The following is a 25167-nucleotide window of genomic DNA, read 5'->3' on the forward strand; positions in this document are numbered from 1 at the left end:
GATATTATGTTCGAATACTAGCACTTAATTTCAATAAATGAACACAAATGATGGTGGATGCGCGTTTTACCATACGACGAACGAGTCGTAGCACAGAGTGAATACCACCAAAGTGAGTACACTGAAGTCCCATCCTTTTGATCGGAGTTTTTCATGCACGTCCTCATCACCGGCGGCGCCGGATTCATTGGCGCTAACTTTGTCCATCAGACCTTGAACCGTTACCCAGACGCTTCTGTCACTGTTCTGGACAAAATGACCTACGCCGGCAACGAAGGCAGCTTGGCTGACATCAAGGACAAGGTCAACCTTGTCGTTGGAGATATTGCCGACCGTGACACTGTGGACCCCTTGGTCAAAGACGCAGATGTTGTTGTCCATTTCGCAGCCGAATCACACAATGACAACTCCCTACTTGACCCCTCCCCGTTCATTCAAACCAACCTCGTGGGCACGTTCACTCTGCTTGAAGCTGCTCGCAAGCATGGCACCCGCTTCCACCACGTCAGCACCGACGAGGTCTACGGCGACCTCGAGTTAGACGATCCTGCCAAGTTCACCCCGGAGACCCCTTACAACCCTTCCTCCCCCTACTCCTCCTCCAAAGCTGGCTCTGACCTTTTAGTTCGCGCATGGGTGCGTTCCTTCGGAATTGAAGCAACCATCTCGAACTGCTCAAACAATTACGGCCCTTACCAGCACATTGAGAAGTTCATTCCTCGCCAAATCACAAATCTCATTGATGGCGTGCGCCCCAAACTCTATGGCGCTGGTGAAAATGTTCGCGACTGGATTCACGTCCTCGACCACAACGATGCTGTGTGGGACATCATCGAAAAGGGACACATCGGTGAGACCTACTTGATCGGCGCTAATGGCGAGAAGAACAACAAGGAAGTCGTCGAACTTATCCTTGAACTGATGGGCCATGATCGTGACGATTACGAGCATGTCAATGACCGTCCGGGTCACGATATGCGTTACGCCATTGACAACACCAAACTCGTCGAAGAGTTAGGTTGGGCTCCTAAGTTCACCGATTTCCGTTCAGGACTTGAGCAGACCATCGCTTGGTACCGTGAGAATGAAGCCTGGTGGCGCCCACTAAAGGCTGAAGTCGAAGCAAAGTACGCCGCACAAGGACAGTAATTACCATGTGAGCGATTAACACTAGTGAGGGGCCACGATAGAATCCATCGTGGCCCCTCACTATGCACGCCTTACGTGTGCTGTCGGAGGAATGGCCCCATGAAAGAGGCAACCTGATCAACTTCAATCAAAAATCCGTCATGGCCGTAGGGAGTGGTGATATGTCTTAGTTCTGCTTGCGGAATATTCTGCGCCATCGCTTGTGTGTGGTGAGGAAGAAAAAGCCTGTCTGAATCCACACTGATAACAAGAGTAGGGCAGGAGATTAATGCTAATGCACTCTCCACTCCCCCACGACCTTGCCCCACATCGTGCAAAAGCATGGAATGGGTGACGAGCAGGTAGGTGTTTGCGTCAAATCGCGCAACGAGTTTTGAGGCGTGATAGTCCAGGTACGACTCCACTTCAAATCGCCCACTGACGGTGGGATCTTCACCTGTTTGCTCCTGACGAGCAAACCGGCAGTCAAGTTCTTGTGCACTACGGTAAGTAGTGTGTGCCAGTGAACGCGCTAGTCCTAGTCCTCGCACGGGACCAACGGGGTGATCGTAGTAATTCCCCTCAAAGAAGTAGGGATCATTACTGATAGCTTGTTCTTGAATATGGCACCAGGCCATTTGATCGGCGGTGGTTGCGGGGCCTGAGGCTACCACGATAAGTGAGCGAACCATATCAGGGAACATAAGCGCCCATTCCAGAGCACGATGCCCGCCAAGAGATGCACCGATCACGCAGGCAAATTGCCTGATTCCCAACTGGCGAGCTACTGCTTCTTCTGCGCGCACAGCGTCACGAGTGGTGATCCAAGGAAATCGCCCGCCCCAGGGTTTTCCATCAGGTGCCTGGGTGCTAGGACCAGTGGACCCTTGACAACCGCCAAGCATATTCATAGCCACCACAAAATACATGGAGGGGTCAATCACTTTTCCAGGGCCGACGATATCTGCCCACCAGCCCGGTTCATCATCAACATCATGGGGAGCCACATGGGAGTCACCAGTTAGCGCGTGAAGGAATAAAACAGCGTTAGAAGCGTCGTCATTCAGTTCTCCCCATGTCTCGTATGCAATAACGGTATGGGGAATAACCGCTCCCGACTCGAGGGGAAATTCACCTAACGAACAAAATTGGCGATAGCCCGGATCGCTCCCTTGTTTCCATGCGCCAGTAGGGGTTCCACGAGTAAAAGGAGCAGTCTTAGTTATAACGTCACTAATAGTAGGTGGCAGTATGGATGACTGCCCGGATTCGATGTCATACGACGACGCCGCGGGGAGACGATTACTCATGGTCGCCTATCCTTTCACTCTTTTTCTCACCACGGGTGGGGCGAAGCAACTACAACTTCACCCCACCCGTTGTTGCTGCCAGGATTAGGAAACCTGAGACACTGCACTTGCTGCTTCAAGACCTCGCTGGATATCCGCGAGGATGTCATCGATGTGCTCAATACCGATGCTGAGACGAACAGTTCCTGCGCTAATTCCTGCTTTAGCTAGTCCCTCATCATCGAGTTGTGAGTGGGTGGTGGTAGCAGGATGAACAGCCAGGGAACGCACATCACCAATATTGGCAAGATGAGAAAACAGTTCGAGCGCATCGATGAAAGCTGCGCCAGCTTCCCGCCCACCGGGGAGGTCGAAGGAGAAGACGCTTCCTGCTCCACGGGGATTGTACTTGCGGTGCAATTCGTAATACGGGCTGGAAGGCAAACCCGCATAGCGAACTGATGTCACGGCGTCGGAAGAATCAAGGAATTCTGCGACTTTCTGGGCGTTATCAACGTGGCGTTCTAAACGCAGTGACAGCGTTTCGATACCTTGTGCGATGAGGAATGCGTTAAATGGGCTGGCCGCAAAACCCAAGTCACGTTGAATTTGGACGCGTGCCTTAAGAATGAAAGCGAGGTTTGCCCCGAACTCACTTCCCACCCCCAAATCACGGGCATAGATCAGACCATTGTAGGAGGGGTCGGGAGTGTTGAAATCAGGAAAACGCTCGGGTTGCTTCGCATAGTCGAAGTTACCGGAATCAACAATCACACCAGCCACGGCAGAACCATGACCGCCAAGGAACTTGGTTGCTGATTCAACCACGATGTCTGCCCCCCATTCGATGGGGCGAGTGAGGTATGGGCTGGCCACGGTGTTATCAACTACAAGTGGAATACCAAGATCATGCGCCTGTTGAGCAATGGCTTCAATATCAAGGATGTCACCTGCGGGATTGGGGATAGTTTCACCATAGAAAGCAATAGTGCGTTCATCAGCAAGAGCCGCCCACGCCTGAGGATCGGTGGGATCGTCAACGAAGCGCGTGGTGATACCGAACTTAGGAAGTGTCTGAGCAAAGAGGTTGGTAGTACCACCGTAGAGAGAAGGTGAGGCAACAATGTTGGACCCCTGTGACCCTAGCGTGAGGAAAGTCAGGGTTTCAGCCCCCAAGCCTGAGGCGGTGAGCAGCGCACCCACGCCACCTTCCAAAGCGGCGATACGGTTTTCAACAATCTCATTGGTGGGGTTTCCAAGACGAGTATAGATAGGACCGAGCGAAGAAAGAGAGAAACGGTCAGCAGCTTCCTGCGCTGAGGGGAAGACGAAACTGGTGGATTGATAGATCGGAATAGCACGTGCGCCAGTATCGCCATCGGGAATGTGACCGGCATGAACCTGGAGAGTTTCAAATTTACGTGCAGTGGAGTCATTGCTCATGATCATGTCTTTCATTGCTGTGCGGATCATGGGCTGATTTCACTAGTCTGATCGATTCGCCGTCATCAATCCGCTGGGTTTACTCATGGATTCAAATGACGCACACGTGGGCCTGCTGACTGCGTATCGGGAAGTTAACCGATGGCCTCAACGCTAAAACGGACACCTTAGCGACCCTATGAGGGCAGGCTAAACAGTGAGCGGAGGCGGCGTGCGCGTCAGCGGCACATTCGACGGAACATGGTTGTAGTTCAGCATGCATTCCGGGGGAAAGCAAATATTTTACTGATGAACTAATTCACAATCACACTAATGTAGTATCTCATTAATTCACATTAAGTCTTCTCGGAGCGAAACTATCCCTGCCCGAACCAATCCCTAAAGTAACGCCAGAAATTACGGTTGCCGTACGTCGAACAACTATCTCCCACCCCGTAGAGATTCGCCAATGCCGCACTATTGGGCTGGTAGGGAGTGTAGTTATAGAGCGCCGCCGTTGCACGATTAGCAATCAGCACCGTAGAACTACCACATGCACGATTAGGGCTGTACCCAACCTCAACAGTTTGTCCAGCCCGAAAACGATACGACTGCGGCTTTTCCCCATAGGTCCGCAAACGCGATGCCGCGTAATACAACTGCGATTGCAAACCCGCATACTGCGAAGCACAATCAGCCGTATCAGGACACGCAAACCCAGTAGCACGAGAGTAAGCGCGTATAGTCAGACGATCCCCTGTCCCCAACACAAGTCCCTGTTCTTTTTGAAGAAGAACCAACAACACCTGGGGGCTAATGCCACAGGCTTGCGAAACTTTCGCAATAATCGTCGCAACGTCTTCATTCTTTCCACCTACATACGGCGAACAATAATCGCCCGTAAGAGTCGACGTTGTTTGACGATAGTCCTTCAGGCAGGGAGAACCGTCAGATCCAGGCACACAGGAAGGATTCTTAGACTCGAGAAATTGGCGAATTTCAGATTCAGACATTGCCGCACCATCAAACATAGCAGCGTCAGAAATAATCACGCCGGGCTGAAACGTTTGGCTAACCGCATCAGTAACATACAAAGGAAAGTCATAGAGTTGACCATCGATTTCCCGCTGACCTGTCGCCATCAAGCCCGTAACAAGATCTAGGTAATACCAACGAATTCCTTCACGCTTCCACCCACTAACACGGCGTCCTGAGTCCTCGTAAAGACGCCAACCATCTGGATGCAGGAACCACCCCGTCACCATCACCCCAGATGAGGTGAAAAAATACGTGCCATCAGGCAAAGTCAATGTCCATTGCTTCATTGAACCATCAGTTTGCAAGTAGAACCACGATCCGCGATCCCAAAGCCAACCAGTGTGCATGAGGCCGGCATCAGTGAAGAAGTACCAGCGTCCCGAAATGGACTGCCAGCCTCGAACTTCCCGGCCGTCCGCCGCGTAATAGCGCCATCCAGTTCGGTCATGAAACCAACCAGTCACCATTGACCCGGAATCATCAAAAGCGTAAGCAGAGTCATTGACGATTCGACGGCCAACCACCATTGCCCCAGAAGAAGGGTCGAGGTAGTACCACTGACCTGCATCATAAAGCCATCCAGTTGCGAGAAAACCGTCAGCACCAGCGTAATAGTAGAAAGCACCTACTTTGTTCCACGACGCTACTGGCCAGGATCCGTCAGGATTTCGCCACCACCATGAACTACCGCTTCGCACCCAATGACCACCCTGCGACCACCCCCGGGATGATCCGTCTCCTCCGACTGATTCACCATCATCTGCGGTAACTTCTTGATGAAATACTGATGCGTGATAGGCGTATGCCTGCGGTGTCAGTGGGCTGAGCCCACTACCAGCAGCAATCACAGCGAACATACCCACAAGTACAAGCAATCGGTGAAAAATCCGAGCCAAGAGGTGAGCAGACGTCATAACGAAGTCCAAACATATGATCCGTGTCGAATGCGACACACAGTCGGGCGTGATACGAGCGACAGTTTATGAGGAAGTGATGGTTGTGACTAGTGGTGCAATAGTGAAATACCTTATGCGCTCTTTACCCGATCACTGAGATTCATGTCCACAGGCAATAATCCGCCACAATGCTGCGTCACCTTGAGAATCAATTCGCTCAAGAGCATGCTCAGGAATATGACGCAACTGATTTTCCCATAATGGTTCGCGCACTCCCCCATCACGCCCATCCGGAAGAGCACTGTCACTATAGTAAAAGCCAATTCCTCGACGTTTAAGCACATCACACACCCGAGGATCATCGTTAATGTGATCAATGTTGTGCGCAAGCCATCCAAGTTCACCGTCAATTGGAGGACGGGAAGGATAAACCACGTGAATGCCAGCAATGCTCCACAAGTACGGGGCTCCGCTCGAAGGTTCACCAAGAACAACAGCATCAGATGGGAGGTCACGTGATGCGCGTTCTATGAGTACGCGCTCATCGTCTGACAGCATCGCACCATAGGTAATGGCATGGGGATCATGAATTGATGCCATGATTTCTTCCTTAAGCCCCCATCTCCATGCCGGGGCACACACCGCTGTAAGTATCACAATTGCACAGACAATCCCCTCCGGAGAGAACGACGTGCGTACACGAACGATCGATAGGCGACGAAGAATGTGCCCGAGAATACGGGAGGGCCATTGGGATTGAGAAATCTTGTGAAGGGCAACAGCCACCAAAGGAAATCCTGCAATAGTCACCAATGGCATAATGCGCGCACGTTGGGTGTACCACGGCCCTGCAAGAATTCTGCCAAACCATTGAGGGCCACCGGCAAGAAGAACCAAAAACACGGCGATGGCAGCACTGACCAGCCAAGCACGCAGAACCTTGTCTTCAGAAATACGCCACCATCGAATCACGAGCACAGCACCGTAAATTCCTAATGCAACGACGCATGCATTACCTGGGAACCACAAAGAATAATGCCCCAGTTGTGGGTGCCCCGTGAGAATGCCAAAAGCAGAGCCCAAGAGATTACCGGGTGAGCGTTGATAGCTAAAAACAGAATTCAGCGGTGCACGCATCACCCATGCCAACAACGAGGCTACCAGCACCACCGCCGCGCATCCGCCCCACAAAACTCGACGTCTAAATGAGGCTAACCATGGCCACATGATGGCAATCCCCACAGGCATCCCAATTACCAGAAGAGAAAAAATTCCACTCCCATGGGCGCTCACCACCCCCATAGTCGACAAGATCACCAGAGCCACGCGCCCAGTCACGATACGGCGTGCATCACCATGACTATTCCCATCTATCTGATCGACACTCATCAACAAAGCAAGAACAGCCGGGACAAAAACAATACTCAGCGTAAAAGGCCATACACTCGAAGCAATTAAGACCACAGAGGTCGTGGAGCCAGTCATTGCGATTGTTCCAGCAACCACGACTGGAGGAAGTGCGATTCGATGTGCCAGACTCACAATCATTGCACTCATGGTGATAGGAAAAATGAATCCGGCTACCACAATCACGAGCGCATTAGAGGCCAGTACTACGCTTCCAGGCATCAATGCCACTAACCCATGCCACAAGGTGGGGTAATACACTTGAGCACCGTCATACATGCTCGATAGGCCTCCCAAAGGAGAGGCATTACCCTGGACACGAACAAAGCGAGCGGCTGACAAATGGTAAACAGCGTCAGACGCTTGTGCAGGATTATCTGCTCCGTGAGTTCCTATCCACAAAGGGATTACCGTAGCCAAAATGGCGACTATTAACCCCGCCCCTGCTATCCATGAGCCACGGATAAACCCCACATTCCCTAATTCTTGGGAGGGGAATGTGCCACTCCCACGAAAAACACGAAACCCAGCGAATGCTGTGACTGCGGTAAGCACAAGGAGCACAGCAATGACATGGGCTCGATCCCAGGGACGAACAAAAAGTGTTGCACACCCCAACACTCCAGCGCTCAACACAGGGGCAACTGACCACGCAAACAGTCCTCGATAACGCCATGCATAAGCAATGAGCCAACCAGGCAGAAACAGAAGCGCGACAACTGTTCCCATACTGAACACAAAGTTCACCTACGTTACTCCACGTCCAATGCGAGCGTGCCGCCACCAATAGTTAGACGTGGGATTCCAACCCATCGTTGAGCATCAGTGATACGCCGCCCATCAATAAGAAGGCGCACACCAGGAAGATCTTGAGGGGTCAGGGTTGCATATTCAGCATGGTCCGCTTGAACGATAACCAGATCCACCTGGTCACCAAGGTGGTACGGTTCCCATCCATATGCTTGAAGTTCCTCATCACTAAACATGGGATCTTCAACCATGACATGAGCGCCTTTCTCACGCAAGGCACCAACAGTCGGAAAGACCCCGGAGAATGCCGTTTCCTTAACCTTGCCGCGGTAAGAAGCACCAAGAACTGCCACTCGTAGTCCATTAAGGTCTCCAAGAAGTTCTTCAGCGCGCCCCACCACATACGAAGGCATGGTGGCATTGAAAGAACGAGCAGTACGCACAACCGATGCGTCGGGGTCAGTAGACAAGTACAGACGCGGATAGACCGGAATACAGTGACCGCCAACAGCGATACCAGGACGATGAATGTGCGAATAAGGCTGGGAGTTACATGCCGTAATCACACGGTCCACATCAAAACCGACCTTATCGGCATACACCGCGAACTGGTTAGCTAAACCGATATTGACGTCCCGATAGGTAGTTTCTGCCAGTTTCGCCATTTCAGCTGCTTCTGCAGTACCCATATCCCACACGCCATTCGGCATCGGTAGGTCATCGCGCTCGTCAAATTCGAGGACCTTCTCGTAAAACTCAATACCTACCCGAGTACCTTCATCACTGAGGCCGCCAACCAACTTGGGATACCGGCGAAGGTCGGCAAAGACCCGACCAGTAAGAACACGTTCGGGACTAAAAACGAGATGAAAATCTTTGCCTTCAGTAAGACCAGAAATCTCTTCAATCATGGGCTTCCAGCGCCCCCGCAACGTTCCTACCGGGAGAGTAGTTTCGTAAGAAATAAGAGTTCCTGGGGTTAAATGCTCTGCCAATGACTTCGTCGCAGAGTCCATCCAAGCGAAGTCCGGCTCCCACGTCTCATCGTTAACGAAAAGCGGCACCACAATCACGATTGCATCTGCACCAGGAATTGCTTCGGAATACTCCGTAGTGGCACGCAGCGCACCCGATGGAATAAGTTCACCAAGTTTTTCAGCAAGATGAGCTTCACCGGGGAAAGGCTCTTCCCCCGCATTAACAGCGTCGACGGCGGTCTGAGAGACATCAACCCCGATCACTTCGTGGCCCATGTCTGCGAACTGGACTGCAAGAGGCAGGCCAATTTTTCCTAATGCGACAACCGCAATACGCATATTGTGTCCTTCCGTGGTGGTCATGAAACCAGTTTATTCACCGTTGTCTTGGTCATAACAGGAATCAATCCTGTAAAGCGCGGCGGTTCCTCCATGATCGATGAGCGTAAAGCCATGGTACGTGGGAACGTTATACAAGCCCGGACGGAGTTCAGATAGATGAACGCCATTAAAGTTTCGGTCTTGATCTGCGTAAAAATACCTGATGTTGTGACGCCGAATAATAGCGCACACTCGAGGGTCTGAATGAAGGCGTCGGAAGTTATTACGCAGATACAGACCATCCTGATCTGAACTTGCCTGCCCAGGGAATGTCCACACCGATTCACGTCCGGTAATGAAAGGAATCATGCCAGCACCGGCAACCGGATCACCAATGACCAGGGCATCATCAGGCAACTCGTGACGTAAACGCTTAATCATGGCCAATTCGTCAGAATCCACCATAAAGCGCGTATCTCCCGGTTGAGGACTAAAACCACCACGAGCATCACTGATAAGCCCTGGAGTACTCGCAATCGTGGCAACAATGAGAAGGATTGCCGCCACAGTATTCGGTGACCATCGTTGCATGAACGGGCTGCGCTGCCATACATATGACAGCCCAATAGCCATCAACAAAATCAATGCAGGCACAGCCATCGCTTTAATACGATGGGGGTTGTTGTAGAACAATCCCGTCAATGCGCTAAGAACAGGAATCGGAGCCGTGGCCGCCACTATGAGCGGCAGGATAGATGCCCATCCAATAAGAACTCCACGATGTTTTTGCTGAGTCAACACTGCCCAAACACCAAGCGTAAGGAGCAGAAGAATAATGGCCGAAGAGATCCACATCATGTGCCCTCCCCCTGCGTAATACAAGAAGAAGGGCTGGAACAGTTTGTCCCACAAATGGTGCCAATTACGGTGTGGACGGCGCCCAAAGTGCGCTTGCTGCGGACCAGGCCCCAAAACAAACACAATGGTGGCAAAAACAAGAAACCCTGCGATGACAAGAATCCAGGTACCGCGGCGTCGTTGAAAAGAATCAGAACTGCGCCGTTGTCGGATACCTGCCAAAACCAAACCGGACCAGGCGATCAGCACTAAGGGCCAGCCGATGACGACTAAAGCAGAAGGGTGAGTGAAAATCACACCAAGGAGAGGAACGACTGGAGCCAGTGCCCATAACGTAGCTTGCGCGTAGTGATGATTACGTACATGCGCAATGAACTGCCGCCAACTATCGAGGATAAACGCAACCACTGCGGGACATGCGGATAACATTAAACAATACGGCCACAAAGCCGTATCAAAAAGAAGACGCATTGGGAAAATAGCCGGAAGGGCGATGAGTCCCAGAGCAAAGACGTCCGCATGCGCCACATCAGGCAAAACGGTGCGCGTGAGATACAGAATTCCGCAGATCCAAATCAACGGAACCACCAAAAGCATCACATTGGTGACAGGAAGAGACTGAGTCCATCCCAATGCACCCAAGGACACCAGATCATGCCACACCATGGGATAAAAACTGCTTGTTCCATCCATCCCAAAAAGCCCGGCATTACCGTCGAGCATAGAAGCATTACCCGTGTGCTCGATCAGCCACACCTGGTTGTAGTGGTAGAGGGCGTCACCACTTTGACTAGGCGTTAAGGGATCCACCACCACAAGAATGGGCAGAATCATGATGAACCACACCATGATGACCCTGCTCAACCATGGTGCTGCTCTCCAACAGCGACGTAGAAACCTACGGGCACCGTCAAGAGAAAAATGATGATCCGTGAGGAAAGAAAAGTCCCAGCGATCCCCGTGCCGTCCTTCCACAACAACCCGAGCGACAATCGCTATGGCAATAACTGTCAATCCCAGTGGGACAACAGTCACCAGATGCCACCAAATCCCTCCATAGTGAAGGATTACACCACCGGCCCCCACAAAAGCGAAAGTCACAGCTGGCGCAAGAGCAAGTCGCCGTAGAGCTCCATGAAGCCCAGTGGCAGAAATGAGAAGAAGGCCAGGAAGAAAAGTAAGAAAAACAAAAAAGAAAAGGACCGGACTAAGCCAGAGCCAATGAATCATAAGCGAGTCCTCGCTGCGACTTCCTCAAGAACGTCACGGACTCGTTGCCCCGTGGCCTGCAATGAACGGTGAGCCACCACCCATGAACGGTAATGCTCGGTTTGACTACCTTCTGATACGTCACTCAACATCTTCGACATCGCTTGAGCCACGTCGCGCACCTCGTAGGAGGAAACATAACCTAAGTCGTGAGTGGAAATATCGTCAACAGCAGGGCCAACTCCTGCATAGATAATCGGAGTACCGCAAGCCAGAGAAGCGAAAATTTTCGTGGGATAAGCAAAGTCGTACCCTTGTCCCGGAATAATGGAGACGAGGCATGCTCGTGCAGTACGCTGCCACTGAGCAGCAGCCTCCACAGGAACACCTGACGCAACGGTGACTGGATTGTCACCAACCCACTCAAATTGTTGTGCTTGATGACGAATGGTTTCCCAGTCTGAACCTTGGCCTAGAAAAACAAGACGGGCTTGCGGAAAATCCTCATGGATGCGATGGAAAGCATCGACGAATATCCCAGCACCTTGCCATTCTGAAGCAGTTCCTGCGTACAAGAGGAAAGGCGGCACCTCGGAAACTTTTTCTCCTGTAAGAGCAGCCCATTGCTCAGTACTCAATGGCTCTCGATCCGCACGGAACACATCTGTATCAATCCCATTCGGAATAATGCGAATATCGCGAGCACCTAAAGCTTTAGCACGCTCCGCAACCCCATCATTAATAGCGATAACGGCTTGCGCTCCCCTCATTGCAAAAGACTCCATAGCACGTACGGCACGAACTACAGGGCGGGGAGCTGATGTTGATGCTGCGGCGTCACTCCATACGTCCGGCGCGTACCACACGTACGGGATACGGCGAATAGCACATGCCACTCTGCTTACCACGCCTGTGGTTGGAGGAGGTTCAATGAGTGCGGCATCTGTAGGGCCGAGGGCAAGGATGCGAAAAAAAGCGGGGATATCAAAACTCATGTACTGGATATAGCCACGCACATACCCGCTCTTGTCACGGAGAACAGGCCAGCGTTTGACGATCACGCCAGCGATATCCTTAGGAGTTTTCCCAGGCACCTGAGTAGTCAATACGGTGACGCGATGTCCCGCATCCCGAAGGGCTCGTTCAACGCCTGCTAAACGGAAAGAAGCCGCAGCGGCTTCGGGGAGGTGAATACGCGTCACCATCGCCAAGCGGTATGTGCGAGTCATTCCGTTTCCCCCGTAAGTACATCAATCACTGTGCGTGCTCGTGCAGCCCATGTCTGAGACGACAGTACCTCACGCATGCGAGAACGGACGGCCTCAATCTGCTCAGGGTGAGCAGTGAGATGGTCAATAAGATTCATGAGAGCACTTTCCGTGTTCTCAATCGTCCATCCGATCCCTAAATCATCAACAATTCTCCCTGTTTGCGTTCCTTGCGTAGCGACGATAGGAAGTTGGTGAGCAAGGTACTCATAGAGTTTGTACGGGACAGCAAAATCCCAGTATTCGTGAGGCTGCGTGAGAAGAAGACCTACTGTGGCGTCACGATAAAGCGGTTCAAGATCTGCCCCGGAAACATGAACAACACGCAGTTTTTCTGCACTGATCATGGGGGCATAGTGGGATTGCCATTCTTGCCATGTTTCTTCACGAACACACAATGTTAACTTCGCATCATCGTGGTGATTGATAGCATGGAACGCTTCATCAAGACGATAGTTATCACCAAGAACACCGATAAATAAGAAGGTGACGTGAGAGGTTGAGGGTGATGAGGTGATGTCCACACCACTATCAGATCCTGGGGGAAGAGGAGACATGTACTGGTGCAAGATGAAGGGAATATAAGGAATCATCGGCTCACTGGGCACAAACAAGTGAACCCCTGCATATCGGTAACCCAGAAGTTCCGAACGATAAGCGATTTGCAATCCCAGTTCGATCGGGCGAGGAATATGGGTACGGAAACGTGGAAAACGCCAGTAAATATCTCGGTAGAACACTCCAACGGGGATTCCCTGACGTGTACAAAAGCGGAAAAACGCCATATCCAATCGAGGATGAACAGGAACATGACGAGGCTCTGTCAATGCTGAAGGAATAGTGGCGTTTTCCCCATATACGCACACGGGATGATCCCCAGATACGATGCGTTTCATGACCCGGTGAATAGCACGACGTCGGGCAGGGGCATACCCCGTAACGTCAACAACGTCATACCCCAGTTCACGAAACGCTTTGCGCATAGCAACGGGACGCAACTTCGATGCAGCAGGTTTGCCCGGTTCCAAGGGATAGGGCGCATGAAAAACGACCCAGGGGCGGGTGTCTTCGGCCCTGGATTGTTGAGAAGTATTACTAGTTGGAGAAATCATGTCTCGCTTCATTAGGAATCAGACACAGCAACAAATCGACAAGTGTCTCGATCGCTGTGCCACACTAGTCTATTAAGAGCAGAGATAGACATGCTCAGAACTCCGCGTTCTAGCACGCTTTTTTCATCACACACAGACAATGTTAGGAGTGAGCCGGTGCCTCTTGTCGTCACCACTCTTCTCACTTCACCTCAATGGCAGCCGGTACACGCCTCAGAAACAGACTCACCGCCACATCATTCCAGGCGCCTGGGCTATATTCGCGCCGATCATCCACTCACTGTGGATGATCTATCATCCCCCGATGTGATGGCACATCATCCCGAACGAGCCGGTGGCATCATCATCAGCGATGATGAGGTCCTCATCGTTCAAGATCGTCTGCGTTCTTGGCCTCTATTGTGGACTATCCTTTCTCCTGATGGGGAAGACCCTGTATGTGTAATCTCTGATGACGCGAATGCTCTGAACAGGTTTTCTCAGCAACTTGGTTCATCCTCGACATGGAATATTCCTGCCCGTGATGAGTTTCTCGATACAGGTTTCGTTACTGGCACAGACACACTTGTGCGCACAATCTCCAGTGCACCACAAGGTGTGATGGTACGCATTAACCGCCATACCCACGACGTCACTTTTCACCCTTATGCACTGAGTTATTTCCTCGATGAAAGCATCGAGTCGCCTGGTGAATTCTCTGAGTTTCTATCCCAGGCCTTCGATCGGTCAATGACCACATTAATGAACCGCGTTGGTTCTCGCAGGCTTCTGATCCCACTGTCCGGTGGTTTAGATTCCCGTCTGCTAGTCTCCTGGCTCAAAAAAAATGATGTCTCCTCTGCTCTTACGTTCACCTACGGTGTGAGTGGCTCTCGCGAGGCACAAGTTTCTCAGCAAGTTGCCCAACAAGCCGGGTTGCCTTGGCATTTCATAGAATACGAACCCGAAGCGATGCTGCGCGCTTGGCATTCGGAACAAACTCACGAGTTTTTCCGATATTCCTCAGGGTTCAATGCGCTTCCCCATGTTCAAGATTGGTTTGCTCTACAGTCTCTTGATTCTCAAGGAATGCTTGATAATGACGTGGTGTTACCGGGCCATACCATCGTCGGTAACATGCATGACCATGAGTTGCTTCATCGCCAAAACGTGACTCACGGCGACCTGGGCCGAGCCTTGATTGCACATCATAATATTCTTCAAGAGCACTCACACCAGGCCCTCAGTGATGACTACCGCATCGCTAAAGTTGCTCGCTACCTAAGGATGTACGGTCATCCTCATAACTATCGCTATGTGCAAAGTGTGATTGAGTCCTACAACGTTCATGAGCGACAGACGAAATACATCAATAATTCTGTACGGGCTTACGAGTTTATGGGTTTGGATTGGGCACTTCCCATGCTGGATGCCCCCATGTGGCATGGATGGGCTCACGGCAGTGAACAACTCACCGCCACACGTGATTTCTACCGGTCCTTCGTCAATTACCAATGGGCTCAGGCACTCGGTAACCGTAGCGAATTGGCCTATTACGAAGTCACGCCACTTGCCAGTGAAACTCGAGAAAAAATCAAGAGGGTACTTGACCGTGCTCATGTATTACCTCTAGCCGAACGATCATTCTCGTCATGGTCATCAATGCACTCAGCTATGTCTTTTGATCGTCTTGTCACTGATTGTTCCCGTGCAACGATGGCAGCGAAACTCATGCAGGGACGAATGACACTAGGCTTTTGGACTCGTTCATTCCTTGGTGATACGTGGTCACGCGGCTCAACAATTTTTAAGTTTCTTCATGAGGATACTTACAACAACTGACGATAAATATCGCAATACTGTTGTCCAACTGTTGAAGAACTAAACCGATCACCAATAGTGGCGGCGATTGCCTGAGCACTTTCTTTTCCCTGGCTACGCGCTAATGTCACACACTCCACTACACTGTGAGCCCATTGCTCAGCATTTGCGTCAATCGGCAGGATACGCCCATTGGTATCGGTGACGTACTCGGTTTGCCCACCAGCATCGCTCACCACTACCGGACGCCCTGAAACAATGGCTTCAGCGGCAGAGACAAAGAAGTTATCCCCTCGCGTAGGGCCGATGAATACATCAGCATCAGCAAGATAGTGCGGTACCTGATGATGGGGGATAATTCCTGTGATGGTCACGCGTTGTGCTAATTGAGATCGTGAAGCGCAATAATCGTCGATCATCGCGCGTAGTGGCCCATCCCCCACAAATGTCATGGTGGCGTCCTGACCTAAAGCAAGTAATGCTTCCAAGGTTTCTAGGCACATCATGGGATTTTTCCGCTCCACTAGTCCCCCCACACTCACCATGGCGATCTGTTCGGTTGATAATGGCGAAGGGGTGAGATCGGTGCGCGGTTCAACGATGCACGGGACTACTACCGTCGGCGCAGCATGACGTAAACGTGAAAGAGGCTGAGCAAGGTATTCACATACTGCTGTAACCACATCAGGGCGTTGTTCAAGACGCTCAATCACATGGCGCCCCAGTGTTAACACCGGACCAAGGGTATCCGGGTTGGTCAGCCCACTCCAGTGTTCGGTATGCACCCAGTGTGTGTCCATCTCACCGCAGATATCCAAGACGGTGAGGGGGATGAGAGAACTCATCGCCATGGAATGCACAATCGTACTTCCTTCAAGGGCACGACGTAACGGTTCGTAGACAGCAAGAACAGACGCAGGACTTGATGGGGTAAAGGGGATACGCAGAACTTTCATGCCGTTGAGCATGACATGCCGTGTTCCGTCATCCTGATGAGGTGGAACCAGGTGAATGATTCGAACATCAGCACCTGCCTGATGGATCGCTGTGCAGTCATTGACAACAAATGACCCCGAGGAGGGGGCAACTGCGGTGGGAAGCCACGTGGTCACGACGGTGATGTTCATAGCACTGAACTCTACGTGAAGGTGCTTCGGTTTCACTCACGGTAGTCTCAGATTATGCGTGTTGTTTCCATTGTGGGTGCCCGTCCTCAGTTCGTTAAACTTGCACCAATTGATCATGCTTTTGCCCAGGCAGGCATTGATCATGTCATCATTCATACCGGACAGCATTACGATCCCTTGTTGTCTGATGTGTTTTTTGAAGATTTGGGGATTTCTGCCCCTGACGTACACCTGGGCATTGGATCAGGCAGTCATGGTGAGCAAACAGGGGCGATGCTTCAGGCTTTAGACCGGGAGTTACCTGCTCTCCATCCTGACTGGGTATTGGTTTACGGAGACACAAATTCCACTGCTGCAGGAGCGTTAAGTGCAGTGAAGTTGCATATTGCTGTTGCGCATCTTGAGGCCGGATTGCGTTCGTTTAATCGCGCCATGCCGGAGGAAATCAACCGTATTGTCACTGATCATGTCTCCGATTTGCTTCTGACTCCCACGGCGGTAGGTGCTGAGCATTTAGCTAATGAGGGGCTTGCTGATCGCACTGTAGTAGTCGGTGATGTGATGACCGATGTATTGATGCACACGCGAGACACGGTTGGTCACGATGATTCACCGTTATTAGAGGAACTAGCATTGGACGATCACAGTTTCTCTTTGGCCACAATCCACCGCGCGGAAAATACTGATGATCCAGAACGTTTGCGCGCTATTCTTCACTCCCTGGGCGAGGTCCCTCATCCTGTAGTGATTTTGGCTCATCCACGCCTCGTTGCTAAATGTGCACAGTTCAATATTCCTCTAACTGACGGCGCATGGGGCAATTTACGTGTCCATCCCCCGTTGGCCTATCCCGATCTCATTAAAGCCTCGCTCCATGCCCGCTCAATCGTTACCGATTCAGGCGGCCTGCAAAAAGAAGCCTTTCTTTTGCGCGTTCCATGTACCACAGTTCGTCCGCAGACTGAGTGGGTAGAGACTGTCCAGTTAGGATGGAACGTATTGGTTGAACCAGGTCAGGCTCTTGTTAACGCAGTATCACGTCCCACTCCACTTGAGCCTGCCGACGAAGACGCTCATCCTTATGGTGATGGACATGCGGCTGAACGAGTAGCCCATACGTTACTGAAGACTGCGATAAAGCGTCCCTAAAAAATTGGTAAATCGCGCCTCAGAATATTTCTTTTCTGCGTGTTCTCTAATGGTCCGCTGCGGTTGGGCACTTCCTTGACTACGACGATCCCGAATCTGCTTGGTCATGGTGGCAAAGGCCTCAGCAAGTTGGTCAACATCATCAATGTCAACGAGCATGCCTGTGGCACCATCGATCGCCTCTCGCCCACCCCAGGTTCGTGTCGCGATGCTCGGAAGTCCACACATCTGTGCTTCAGCAAAAACTACGCCGGCGGATTCTGTCGCACTGGCAAGAACAAAAGCATCGCTACCATCCATGACAGTCATGGAATCGCAATGCGGCAGGCGCCCATAGAAGGTCACATTCTTGTCGATCTTGAGGCTGTGAGCTAAGACATGAAGTTCGCGCAATCGCTCTCGATCTCCACCAACAATCCTCAGTGATACGTGTGGATCCTTATGTGCAAGGCGAGCAAAAGCTTCCATTGTCATCTCAATGCGTTTATTGTCATCGAGGTGTGAGACATGGCAGAAAATCACCGTGGAATCATGGGGATCTTTCACAGTTTCGGGATTGCATAATGCCACGAGGTCATCAGGCACAGGGTTAGGACATACTGCCCACATGTCAGTGTCGTAATACAACGCGAGCATCTCTGCGAACGGGGTAGAAACGGCGATGCGCCGATGGGCTCGACGAACAGCAGAGGCAATCGCACGGTAACGCCACCCCCACCGGTAACGCTCAAGTGATGAAGGACGATGCTCGGTGACCACCCATGGCCTATGTAATCGAGACGCAATTGCTTGGGCCACAATAGCCCCACTCCAAACGGAATGGGCGTGAACGACGTCGGGAATTCCAGTTGAGTCCACGTAGCGCTTCTGAGCACGGCGGCTCAGTAACCGAAACATGAGAGCCTCCCCCGGAAGGAGACCACGAGGAACAGTGGGGAGGCTACCGCGAATAACGGTCATACCATCTTCATGACAAATGGACAGTCCCGGGCGGTACTGCCAAGCCGACACCGGCTCCAGGGCAATCACGCCAACGGTCATCCCGCTGTCACGCAACATCAGTGCTTGTTCACGAAAAAAGGAACCGTTAAGTGGACGGTTGTCATCGGGATACCAGGAAGGAACCAAAAGAACATGCATCACTGTGCCTCCTTTAGTTGAGTATCCCAGCGTCGGGCAGCGATATCAGCCATGATCGTCATAGCAATCAGCATGAGTGCCATGAGAACTCCGAGGACAAAGACAGTCGGAAGAAGCGCCAATGGAGACCAGGATAACCAACACAAAGGCACAACAGCGTAAACAATTGAAAAGACCAGCATCCAGTCCTGATTCTCAGTCACCACAAACAGATTCGACAGGGGAGAGGTAATCAACGTCATAAGCAACCACGGGGTGAGGGCTCGAGCGAAGGCACCAGAACTGGTCCATTGATGACCGAATAACAGTGGAAATAACCATGGGGAAATAAAAGCCAGTAATACAAAAGGAAGCACGCCTACCACAATTGCCCGTTTAATCGTCAGCCTTACGAGAGGGTGCATTTCCCCGCGTTCCAGGGTGGAAAGTTTATGAAAAAAAACCTGAGATACAGCACCATTAATCAAAGCAAGAGGAACTTCAAGAACACGCCAGGCTAAGGAGAACTGGCCAAGTTCTGAGGTGGAATATGCCCCAATAAGTAGGTTAATGCCGTTGAGACGCACTGCGTCAACCAATGCATTTGATCCATTAAGTAGAGGCATTCTTCGATAACGCCATGCCATATCTTTCAATGACGGAGCGTCAGCGGGCAGGGGTTGACGTAGTGGTTTGGCTTTTCTTCCCAGGTTCACGAAGGCCCACAACTGCCCCACCGTCTGTCCCAATATCAAACCCGAAACACCAAGAAGGCCAATAATCCCAAAAAATAGTTGGCCTAACGTTTGACCAATTTGCTGCTCAACACGATTCAAAGAAATGGTCTTGTAATCACTTTGTCGGTTAAACCAAAATTGAAAGAGCGTAACTGAAGACAGGAGAAAAGTGGTCACGCCAATCATCGGCAACCAGGTGGCAATGGATTGACCCCAATGTTCACGAACCAACGGTTTCAATGGGAAAGCAATGATTGTGGCCACCACAGACGTCACGCTTAGACATGTCATTCCCAGTCGAGCCACGCTCAATGCGGCTTTGTTGTCCTTTGGCAACATGATTGTCATGTCATAGCGGCATGCTGCAATAGAAATGACAATCGCAACGATTGAGGTATAACGCGTCAGTTGACCGAAATCTTCGGTGGTATACAGACGCGAGAGCACCATCGTCATGAAGAACACAATGACCTGGGCCAAGGCTGTCCCTGTCACTAATGTCAGTACATGTGACAAAAATGGTGAGGTCTGAACCAACGACTGCGCACGCTGAGGTACTAGCCTTTTCACTCTAGTTAGTCCACGATCACGAAATAGTCAGAGATAGTTATCGGCTTGCGCTTTGCAAGATACTTTCAACAACTACAAGCGTGTTAACCCCTTCCTGCATGGTGACATGCTCGGATGCCTTCCCTAAAACAGCATCACGGAAGTTTTCCTGCTCGACAGCGAGTGGCTCGCGTTTGGAGAAAGCGTAACGAATCACGTTACCTTCACTGACCCCACGGAATGCAGCCACCTGGTCCCATGTGGACGCAACGGTACCGTTCTCATAGAAGGTGAGGTCACCGGTAAGAGTGTCAGCCACAAAAGCACCTTTTTCGCCGGTGACGATGGTGACGCGCTCCTTAAAGGGAGTCAACCAGTTGACCACGTGGGAGACGATGACACCGTTCTTCAATCGTCCGGTTGCCACCACCATGTCTTCGTTTGCACGGCCGGAACGATGCGTCACCTGAGCGGAGATCGATTCGTAGGTTGATGAAGCGACCCAAGCGGTGAGATCAACATCGTGAGTGGCAAGATCCTTCACCACACCAACATCGCTGATACGAGCGGGGAAGGGGCCCTGGCGACGAGTGAGGACCTGATAAACCTCACCAAGTTCCCCTTCACCGATACGGCGACGCATTTCGCGCAGAGCTGGGTTACACCGTTCCACATAGCCAACGGCGCCAACCAAGTTACGGGAAGCAAACGCTTCGGCGACTCGCTTGCCTGCTTCAGAATCGTGAGCAATGGGTTTTTCCACCATGGTGGGAACACCTGCCTCGGCGAGAGCGAGTGCAACATCCTCATGGTAGATGGTTGGAACAGCGACCATTGCTGCATCGAGACCTTCAGCAATCAATGCCTGCACATCAGGCAGAACCGGGAGGTCACCAGCTACACCAAAACGATCGCCACCTGGATCTGCTACAGCAACGAGGTCCATACCCTCTGTTGCGCGAATAACACGAGCGTGGTGGCGCCCCATGGAACCAAGGCCAATGAGGCCAACACGAAGGTCAGACATCTCAGGCACCTGCCTTCACACAGGCTGCGACAGCCTCGATCACTCGATCAAGGTCTTCAGCGGACAGTGAGGGGTGGACCGGCAGAGAAATGCACTCCTGTGCGGCTTTCTCGGTCACAGGAAGTTCAAGACCAGGTGCGTAGGGTGCAAGAGACTCGAGGCGATGGTTGGGAATCGGGTAGTACACGCCTGAGCCAACCTTCCATTCTTCTCGCAGAGCGGTGACTACGGCATCACGCTCAGCCCCGGAGGCACCCTCAAGACGGATGGTGTACTGGTGGTACACGTGGGTGTAGCCCTCAGGAACCATAGGTGTCACAACACCGGCAATTGATCCGAGGCCTTCGTTAAGAACAGCAGCGTTGGACTGGCGCTGTTCAATCCAGCCAGCCAGTTTTCCAAGCTGTACGCGACCAACAGAGGCAGCAACGTCAGTCATGCGGTTGTTTAGACCGACGAGTTCGTTGGCGTACTGCTTTTCCATGCCCTGGTTGCGAATCAAGCGGCAACGACGAGCAAGTGCAGCATCATCAGTTGAGATCATGCCGCCTTCAAGGCTTGTCATGTTCTTGGTGGGGTAAAAGGAGAAAGAACCCCAACGACCGAAACTACCAACAGGCTTTCCGCCAATCGCAGCACCGTGTGCCTGAGCGCAGTCTTCGTAAACCTCAAGATCATGCTTCTTTGCGATCTCAAGAATTGCCGGCATATTGGCAGGCAAACCGTAGAGGTGAACAACTTCAATCGCCTTGGTATTAGGCGTAATGGCAGCCTCAACGCTGGCAGGATCAAGGTTAAAGGTATTGATGTCGATATCGGCGAACACAGGACGTGCACCAGAAATCGCTACGGAGTTACCTGTTGCAGCGAAGGTGAAGGAGGGAACGATGACCTCTGCACCTTCAGGGAGTTCACTAGCAAGGGTGGCAACATGCTGAGCGGATGTTCCGGAGTTCACTGCGATGCAGTGGTCCACGCCTGCGACTTGCTCGGCAAATTCTTCTTCGAATGCCTTGACCTGGGGGCCCTGAACTACCATGCCAGATGCCAGAACAGCGTCAACAGCATCACGTTCTTCCTGTCCGATAATCGGCTTGGCGGCGGGAATGAATGTACGTTCCATTAGGAGTGAACCTCTCGTAGTTCGGGGCACTGAGACGATGCTGATTCGATATAGAGAGAACCAGTCGCAGGACACTGCCACACAGACTCTCCTGAGGATAAGTCACCGGGAAGTCCATCACCACTGAAAGACCGAAGATCGACTAACTGTAACGGCTTCCCAGCACGACCGACCCAGCCAATACGCCGCGCGGGAACACCCGCGACAAGAGCGAAAGGCTGAACATCTTTCGTCACAACAGATCCCGCCGCGACGGTTGCCCAAGCACCGATCGTTACGGGAGCGATACAAACACTACGAGCACCAATGGCCGCACCGGTATGGACACTCACGCCCACAGGTTCCCAATCATCAGCTGACTTGAGTGTTCCATCGGGGTTGATAGCACGCGGGAAATGATCGTTAGTTAGTACCACTGCCGGCCCGATAAACACACCGTCACCAATCACTGCGGGCTCATAAACCAAAGCATAGTTTTGTATTTTACTGTTCTTACCGACACTCACGCCTTCACCAATGTAGGCACCTCGGCCAACGATGCAGTTTTCTCCGAGAACAACATGCTCCCGGACTTGGGCAAGATGCCATATCGACGTACCGTCACCAATTTCTGCATCGACCGAAACATCGGCTGATTCTGTTATGCGAATGCTCACCGTCCTATCGTAGTTGGCATGAGATGAATTACGTGGATCTCATGCTCAGCAACGCCGCATTCAGCAACATGGCACAATACGACGAGTGAATCATGTTCATGAATCAACCTCTCCCTCTGAGACCTCGCTATCACCCCATGAGGTCCAGTCATTATGCGATTCCACATGGCTCGTGATCCCTTTATTCAATGAAGCTGCCGTTGTCGGTGACGTCATTCGACAAGCCCGGACAGTTTTCCCCCATGTCGTCGCAGTTGACGATGGATCACGGGATCAATCAGTTCACGAAGCCCAGAAAGCTGGGGCACTTGTTGTTCGCCATCCTCTCAACCTTGGCCAAGGTGCTGCCCTACAAACAGGGATTACTTATGTTCTGACCCGGACAGACGCCCGTTACATTGTCACCTTTGATGCAGACGGCCAGCACAGTCCCCAAGACGCTTTAGCTATGGTTAAGAAAGCAGACAGGGACAATATCGCTATTGTTCTAGGCTCCCGTTTTCTTGAGGGCCCTGCACAAGTCGGATGGCTCAAACGATTAGTTTTACGAACCGCTGCGAAAGTCGCTTCTCACTCAACTGGTATGAAACTTAGCGATGCTCACAACGGTTTACGCGTGTTGCGCCGTGATGCCGCTGCAATGATTGATATTCATCAAAATCGTATGGCCCATGCCAGCGAGATCGTTCGGCAACTGGGGAATTCCCAACTACCTTGGTGTGAATACCCTGTCCACATCAAGTACACCCAGTATTCAAAAGCCAAGGGGCAATCTCTATGGAACTCCGTCAACATCCTTGTTGATCTTGTGTTCAGTTAAGGCAGCGTTTTCCCATGACTTCAAAACTAATCATCCAGATTCTCCTTTTCACCGCTTTAGCCGCAGTCGGATGGATGATGTTGAAGAGCCCCGGTGGAGCCCGCCATCAGGCGGGACGCCGGCTAATCACGTTGTTGTTTGTCCTCTTCGGAACTGTTTCTATTGCTGCGCCCCATCTTTTAACACGTCTAGCACATCTTGTCGGTGTTGGGCGCGGCACTGACTTACTCCTATACGGTTTAGTGGTTGCGTTTTTTATGTCTCTACTCTCGTCTTTTCGTCGCGATGCAGCTCAAGAACGGCGCTTAACAAAACTTGCACGTCGCATTGCTCTTGATACTGCGCCTTCTCCAGACGGCAACGATGAGAACTAAAGTGATTTCTTAGCAAGCGAGACCATCAGGTTTTCACGGACCCGCAAGCCCACATTAATCATGAACCTGAGTGGAGCATGCAACAACGATGAATGTGTATCAGCAAAATAACGTCGTGCTGAATCATGATGAGCACGAATCATCGTTTCCGGCTGTTTTTTCCATGATGCGCCCTGCTCATGCCACACCACAGCATCAGGAACGTACACATTGAGGTATCCATGTTCGCCAATCCTTCGCCCTAAATCGACGTCCTCAAAAAACATAAAATATCGGTCATCAAATCCGTCGAGTTCTTCCCACACTTCCCGACGCATGGCAACGCACGCCCCCGAAAGCCACCCCACAGCACGGAGTAAGACAGAAGGCGAATGTCCCCATACGGCGTCGTTAGAAAACCCCTTATTCTCACTGCTATGACCGGTACTTACAGCCGAAGAAAACTGTGGAATAACTGAAGAATTTTTATATCTACGTGTCCAAGGATTTGAAGGCCAAATATGACCGAAAAGGGCATGCCCTACGCCTAAACGTAATGATGGCAAAGCGCGAGCCGACGGATACACCGTTCCGTCAGTATTCAACAAACAAGGACCAACGCAACCAATCGGTTGAACTAACGAATGACCGTCACCACCAACAACTGTTGACGAAGACATCAATGCATCAATCAAGCGGTCTATGCTCCCAGCCTCAAACACCAGATCTGGATTAGCGACCACAACGATGTCCTCATTACTGTCAGCCAACGCAGCATTGATTCCAGCGCCATATCCGTGATTCATACCGTCACGCAAGACAGTCACTCCATGCTCACTACAGACACGGTCCACCAAGTCATGCTCCGTACCATTGTCAGCAACAACAATCCGACTCTGTACGGACGTAGCAGCAGATAATGAAACAATGAAACGCTCGAATTCAGGGCCAGGATTGTAAGCAACAGAAGCGATCCGTACCGTAGGCTGAGTATTCACCTGATGAGAATATCGCTTCATTCCACGAACCTGC

At 51.5% G+C, this 25167-nt stretch carries 20 protein-coding genes; 5 read left to right on the forward strand and 15 right to left on the reverse strand.

The window, feature by feature from the left end; translation table 11 throughout:
* The first annotated feature begins 153 nt into the window (after nucleotides 1-153).
* A complete protein-coding gene (gene rfbB, locus A9753_RS05895; RefSeq protein WP_067781761.1) occupies nucleotides 154-1149 on the forward strand; it encodes a dTDP-glucose 4,6-dehydratase in 996 nt (331 codons plus the stop codon).
* A 71-nt stretch (nucleotides 1150-1220) separates the two neighbouring features.
* Here rfbB and metX read toward each other — a convergent pair whose 3' ends face one another.
* From metX to A9753_RS05935, 8 genes are all read right to left on the reverse strand, one after another.
* On the reverse strand, nucleotides 1221-2438 hold the full coding sequence (gene metX, locus A9753_RS05900; protein ID WP_067781764.1) for a homoserine O-acetyltransferase MetX: 1218 nt from the start codon (nucleotides 2436-2438) through the stop codon (nucleotides 1221-1223).
* Between the two features lie 84 nt (nucleotides 2439-2522).
* The gene (locus A9753_RS05905) at nucleotides 2523-3860 is read right to left on the reverse strand and encodes an O-acetylhomoserine aminocarboxypropyltransferase/cysteine synthase family protein (protein ID WP_089024747.1); all 1338 of its coding nucleotides are present in this window, start codon (nucleotides 3858-3860) and stop codon (nucleotides 2523-2525) included.
* Between the two features lie 356 nt (nucleotides 3861-4216).
* Nucleotides 4217-5791 carry an N-acetylmuramoyl-L-alanine amidase family protein gene (locus A9753_RS05910; RefSeq protein ID WP_067781769.1) on the reverse strand — a complete coding sequence of 525 codons (1575 nt, stop codon included), beginning with the start codon at nucleotides 5789-5791 and terminating at the stop codon, nucleotides 4217-4219.
* Nucleotides 5792-5923: 132 nt separating this feature from the next.
* Nucleotides 5924-7909, reverse strand: coding sequence for a DUF6541 family protein (locus A9753_RS05915; RefSeq protein ID WP_067782304.1), 1986 nt, complete (start codon nucleotides 7907-7909; stop codon nucleotides 5924-5926).
* Between the two features lie 23 nt (nucleotides 7910-7932).
* Nucleotides 7933-9246, reverse strand: a complete 1314-nt coding sequence (locus A9753_RS05920) for a nucleotide sugar dehydrogenase (RefSeq protein WP_067781771.1) — start codon at nucleotides 9244-9246, stop codon at nucleotides 7933-7935.
* Between the two features lie 33 nt (nucleotides 9247-9279).
* Entirely contained in the window at nucleotides 9280-11316 is a 2037-nt protein-coding gene (locus A9753_RS05925; RefSeq protein ID WP_067781774.1) for a DUF6541 family protein, read from the reverse strand.
* Entirely contained in the window at nucleotides 11313-12524 is a 1212-nt protein-coding gene (locus A9753_RS05930; RefSeq protein WP_067781777.1) for a glycosyltransferase, read from the reverse strand. The genes A9753_RS05925 and A9753_RS05930 overlap by 4 nt, the downstream gene beginning before the upstream one ends.
* Nucleotides 12521-13675: a glycosyltransferase family protein gene (locus A9753_RS05935; RefSeq protein ID WP_067781780.1), complete on the reverse strand. Its 1155-nt coding sequence runs from the start codon at nucleotides 13673-13675 to the stop codon at nucleotides 12521-12523. The genes A9753_RS05930 and A9753_RS05935 overlap by 4 nt, the downstream gene beginning before the upstream one ends.
* 156 nt (nucleotides 13676-13831) lie before the next feature.
* Here A9753_RS05935 and A9753_RS05940 point away from each other — a divergent pair, with 156 nt between their 5' ends.
* A complete protein-coding gene (locus tag A9753_RS05940; protein ID WP_067781784.1) occupies nucleotides 13832-15496 on the forward strand; it encodes an asparagine synthase-related protein in 1665 nt (554 codons plus the stop codon).
* On the opposite strand, the gene A9753_RS05945 is transcribed toward A9753_RS05940, so the two are convergent.
* Nucleotides 15484-16602 (reverse strand): glycosyltransferase, encoded by a 1119-nt coding sequence (locus tag A9753_RS05945; RefSeq protein ID WP_067782307.1) that lies wholly within the window; start codon nucleotides 16600-16602, stop codon nucleotides 15484-15486. The genes A9753_RS05940 and A9753_RS05945 overlap by 13 nt on opposite strands.
* 54 nt (nucleotides 16603-16656) lie before the next feature.
* On the opposite strand from A9753_RS05945, the gene wecB reads away from it, so the two are divergent.
* A complete protein-coding gene (wecB, locus tag A9753_RS05950) occupies nucleotides 16657-17751 on the forward strand; it encodes a non-hydrolyzing UDP-N-acetylglucosamine 2-epimerase (protein WP_067781787.1) in 1095 nt (364 codons plus the stop codon).
* Here wecB and A9753_RS05955 read toward each other — a convergent pair.
* From A9753_RS05955 to A9753_RS05975, 5 genes are all read right to left on the reverse strand, one after another.
* The gene (locus A9753_RS05955; protein ID WP_067781791.1) at nucleotides 17722-18891 is read right to left on the reverse strand and encodes a glycosyltransferase; all 1170 of its coding nucleotides are present in this window, start codon (nucleotides 18889-18891) and stop codon (nucleotides 17722-17724) included. The genes wecB and A9753_RS05955 overlap by 30 nt on opposite strands.
* On the reverse strand, nucleotides 18891-20087 hold the full coding sequence (locus A9753_RS05960) for an oligosaccharide flippase family protein (protein WP_245637385.1): 1197 nt from the start codon (nucleotides 20085-20087) through the stop codon (nucleotides 18891-18893). Before A9753_RS05960 ends, A9753_RS05955 begins: the two co-directional genes overlap by 1 nt.
* A gap of 127 nt (nucleotides 20088-20214) precedes the next feature.
* Nucleotides 20215-21183, reverse strand: a complete 969-nt coding sequence (locus A9753_RS05965) for a Gfo/Idh/MocA family protein (protein WP_067781797.1) — start codon at nucleotides 21181-21183, stop codon at nucleotides 20215-20217.
* A gap of 1 nt (nucleotide 21184) precedes the next feature.
* Nucleotides 21185-22306: a DegT/DnrJ/EryC1/StrS family aminotransferase gene (locus A9753_RS05970; protein WP_067781800.1), complete on the reverse strand. Its 1122-nt coding sequence runs from the start codon at nucleotides 22304-22306 to the stop codon at nucleotides 21185-21187.
* Nucleotides 22306-22962 (reverse strand): acyltransferase, encoded by a 657-nt coding sequence (locus A9753_RS05975; RefSeq protein ID WP_067781804.1) that lies wholly within the window; start codon nucleotides 22960-22962, stop codon nucleotides 22306-22308. The genes A9753_RS05970 and A9753_RS05975 overlap by 1 nt, the downstream gene beginning before the upstream one ends.
* Nucleotides 22963-23134: 172 nt before the next feature.
* Here A9753_RS05975 and A9753_RS05980 point away from each other — a divergent pair, with 172 nt between their 5' ends.
* Nucleotides 23135-23782: a glycosyltransferase family 2 protein gene (locus A9753_RS05980; RefSeq protein WP_067781806.1), complete on the forward strand. Its 648-nt coding sequence runs from the start codon at nucleotides 23135-23137 to the stop codon at nucleotides 23780-23782.
* Nucleotides 23783-23796: 14 nt separating this feature from the next.
* Nucleotides 23797-24156 carry a DUF2304 domain-containing protein gene (locus tag A9753_RS05985; protein WP_067781808.1) on the forward strand — a complete coding sequence of 120 codons (360 nt, stop codon included), beginning with the start codon at nucleotides 23797-23799 and terminating at the stop codon, nucleotides 24154-24156.
* Here A9753_RS05985 and A9753_RS05990 read toward each other — a convergent pair.
* Entirely contained in the window at nucleotides 24153-25154 is a 1002-nt protein-coding gene (locus A9753_RS05990) for a glycosyltransferase family 2 protein (RefSeq protein WP_067781811.1), read from the reverse strand. The genes A9753_RS05985 and A9753_RS05990 overlap by 4 nt on opposite strands.
* Nucleotides 25155-25167 lie beyond the last annotated feature (13 nt).

It is taken from the genome of Actinomyces vulturis (assembly GCF_001687305.1).
Lineage (GTDB): Bacteria > Actinomycetota > Actinomycetes > Actinomycetales > Actinomycetaceae > Actinomyces > Actinomyces vulturis.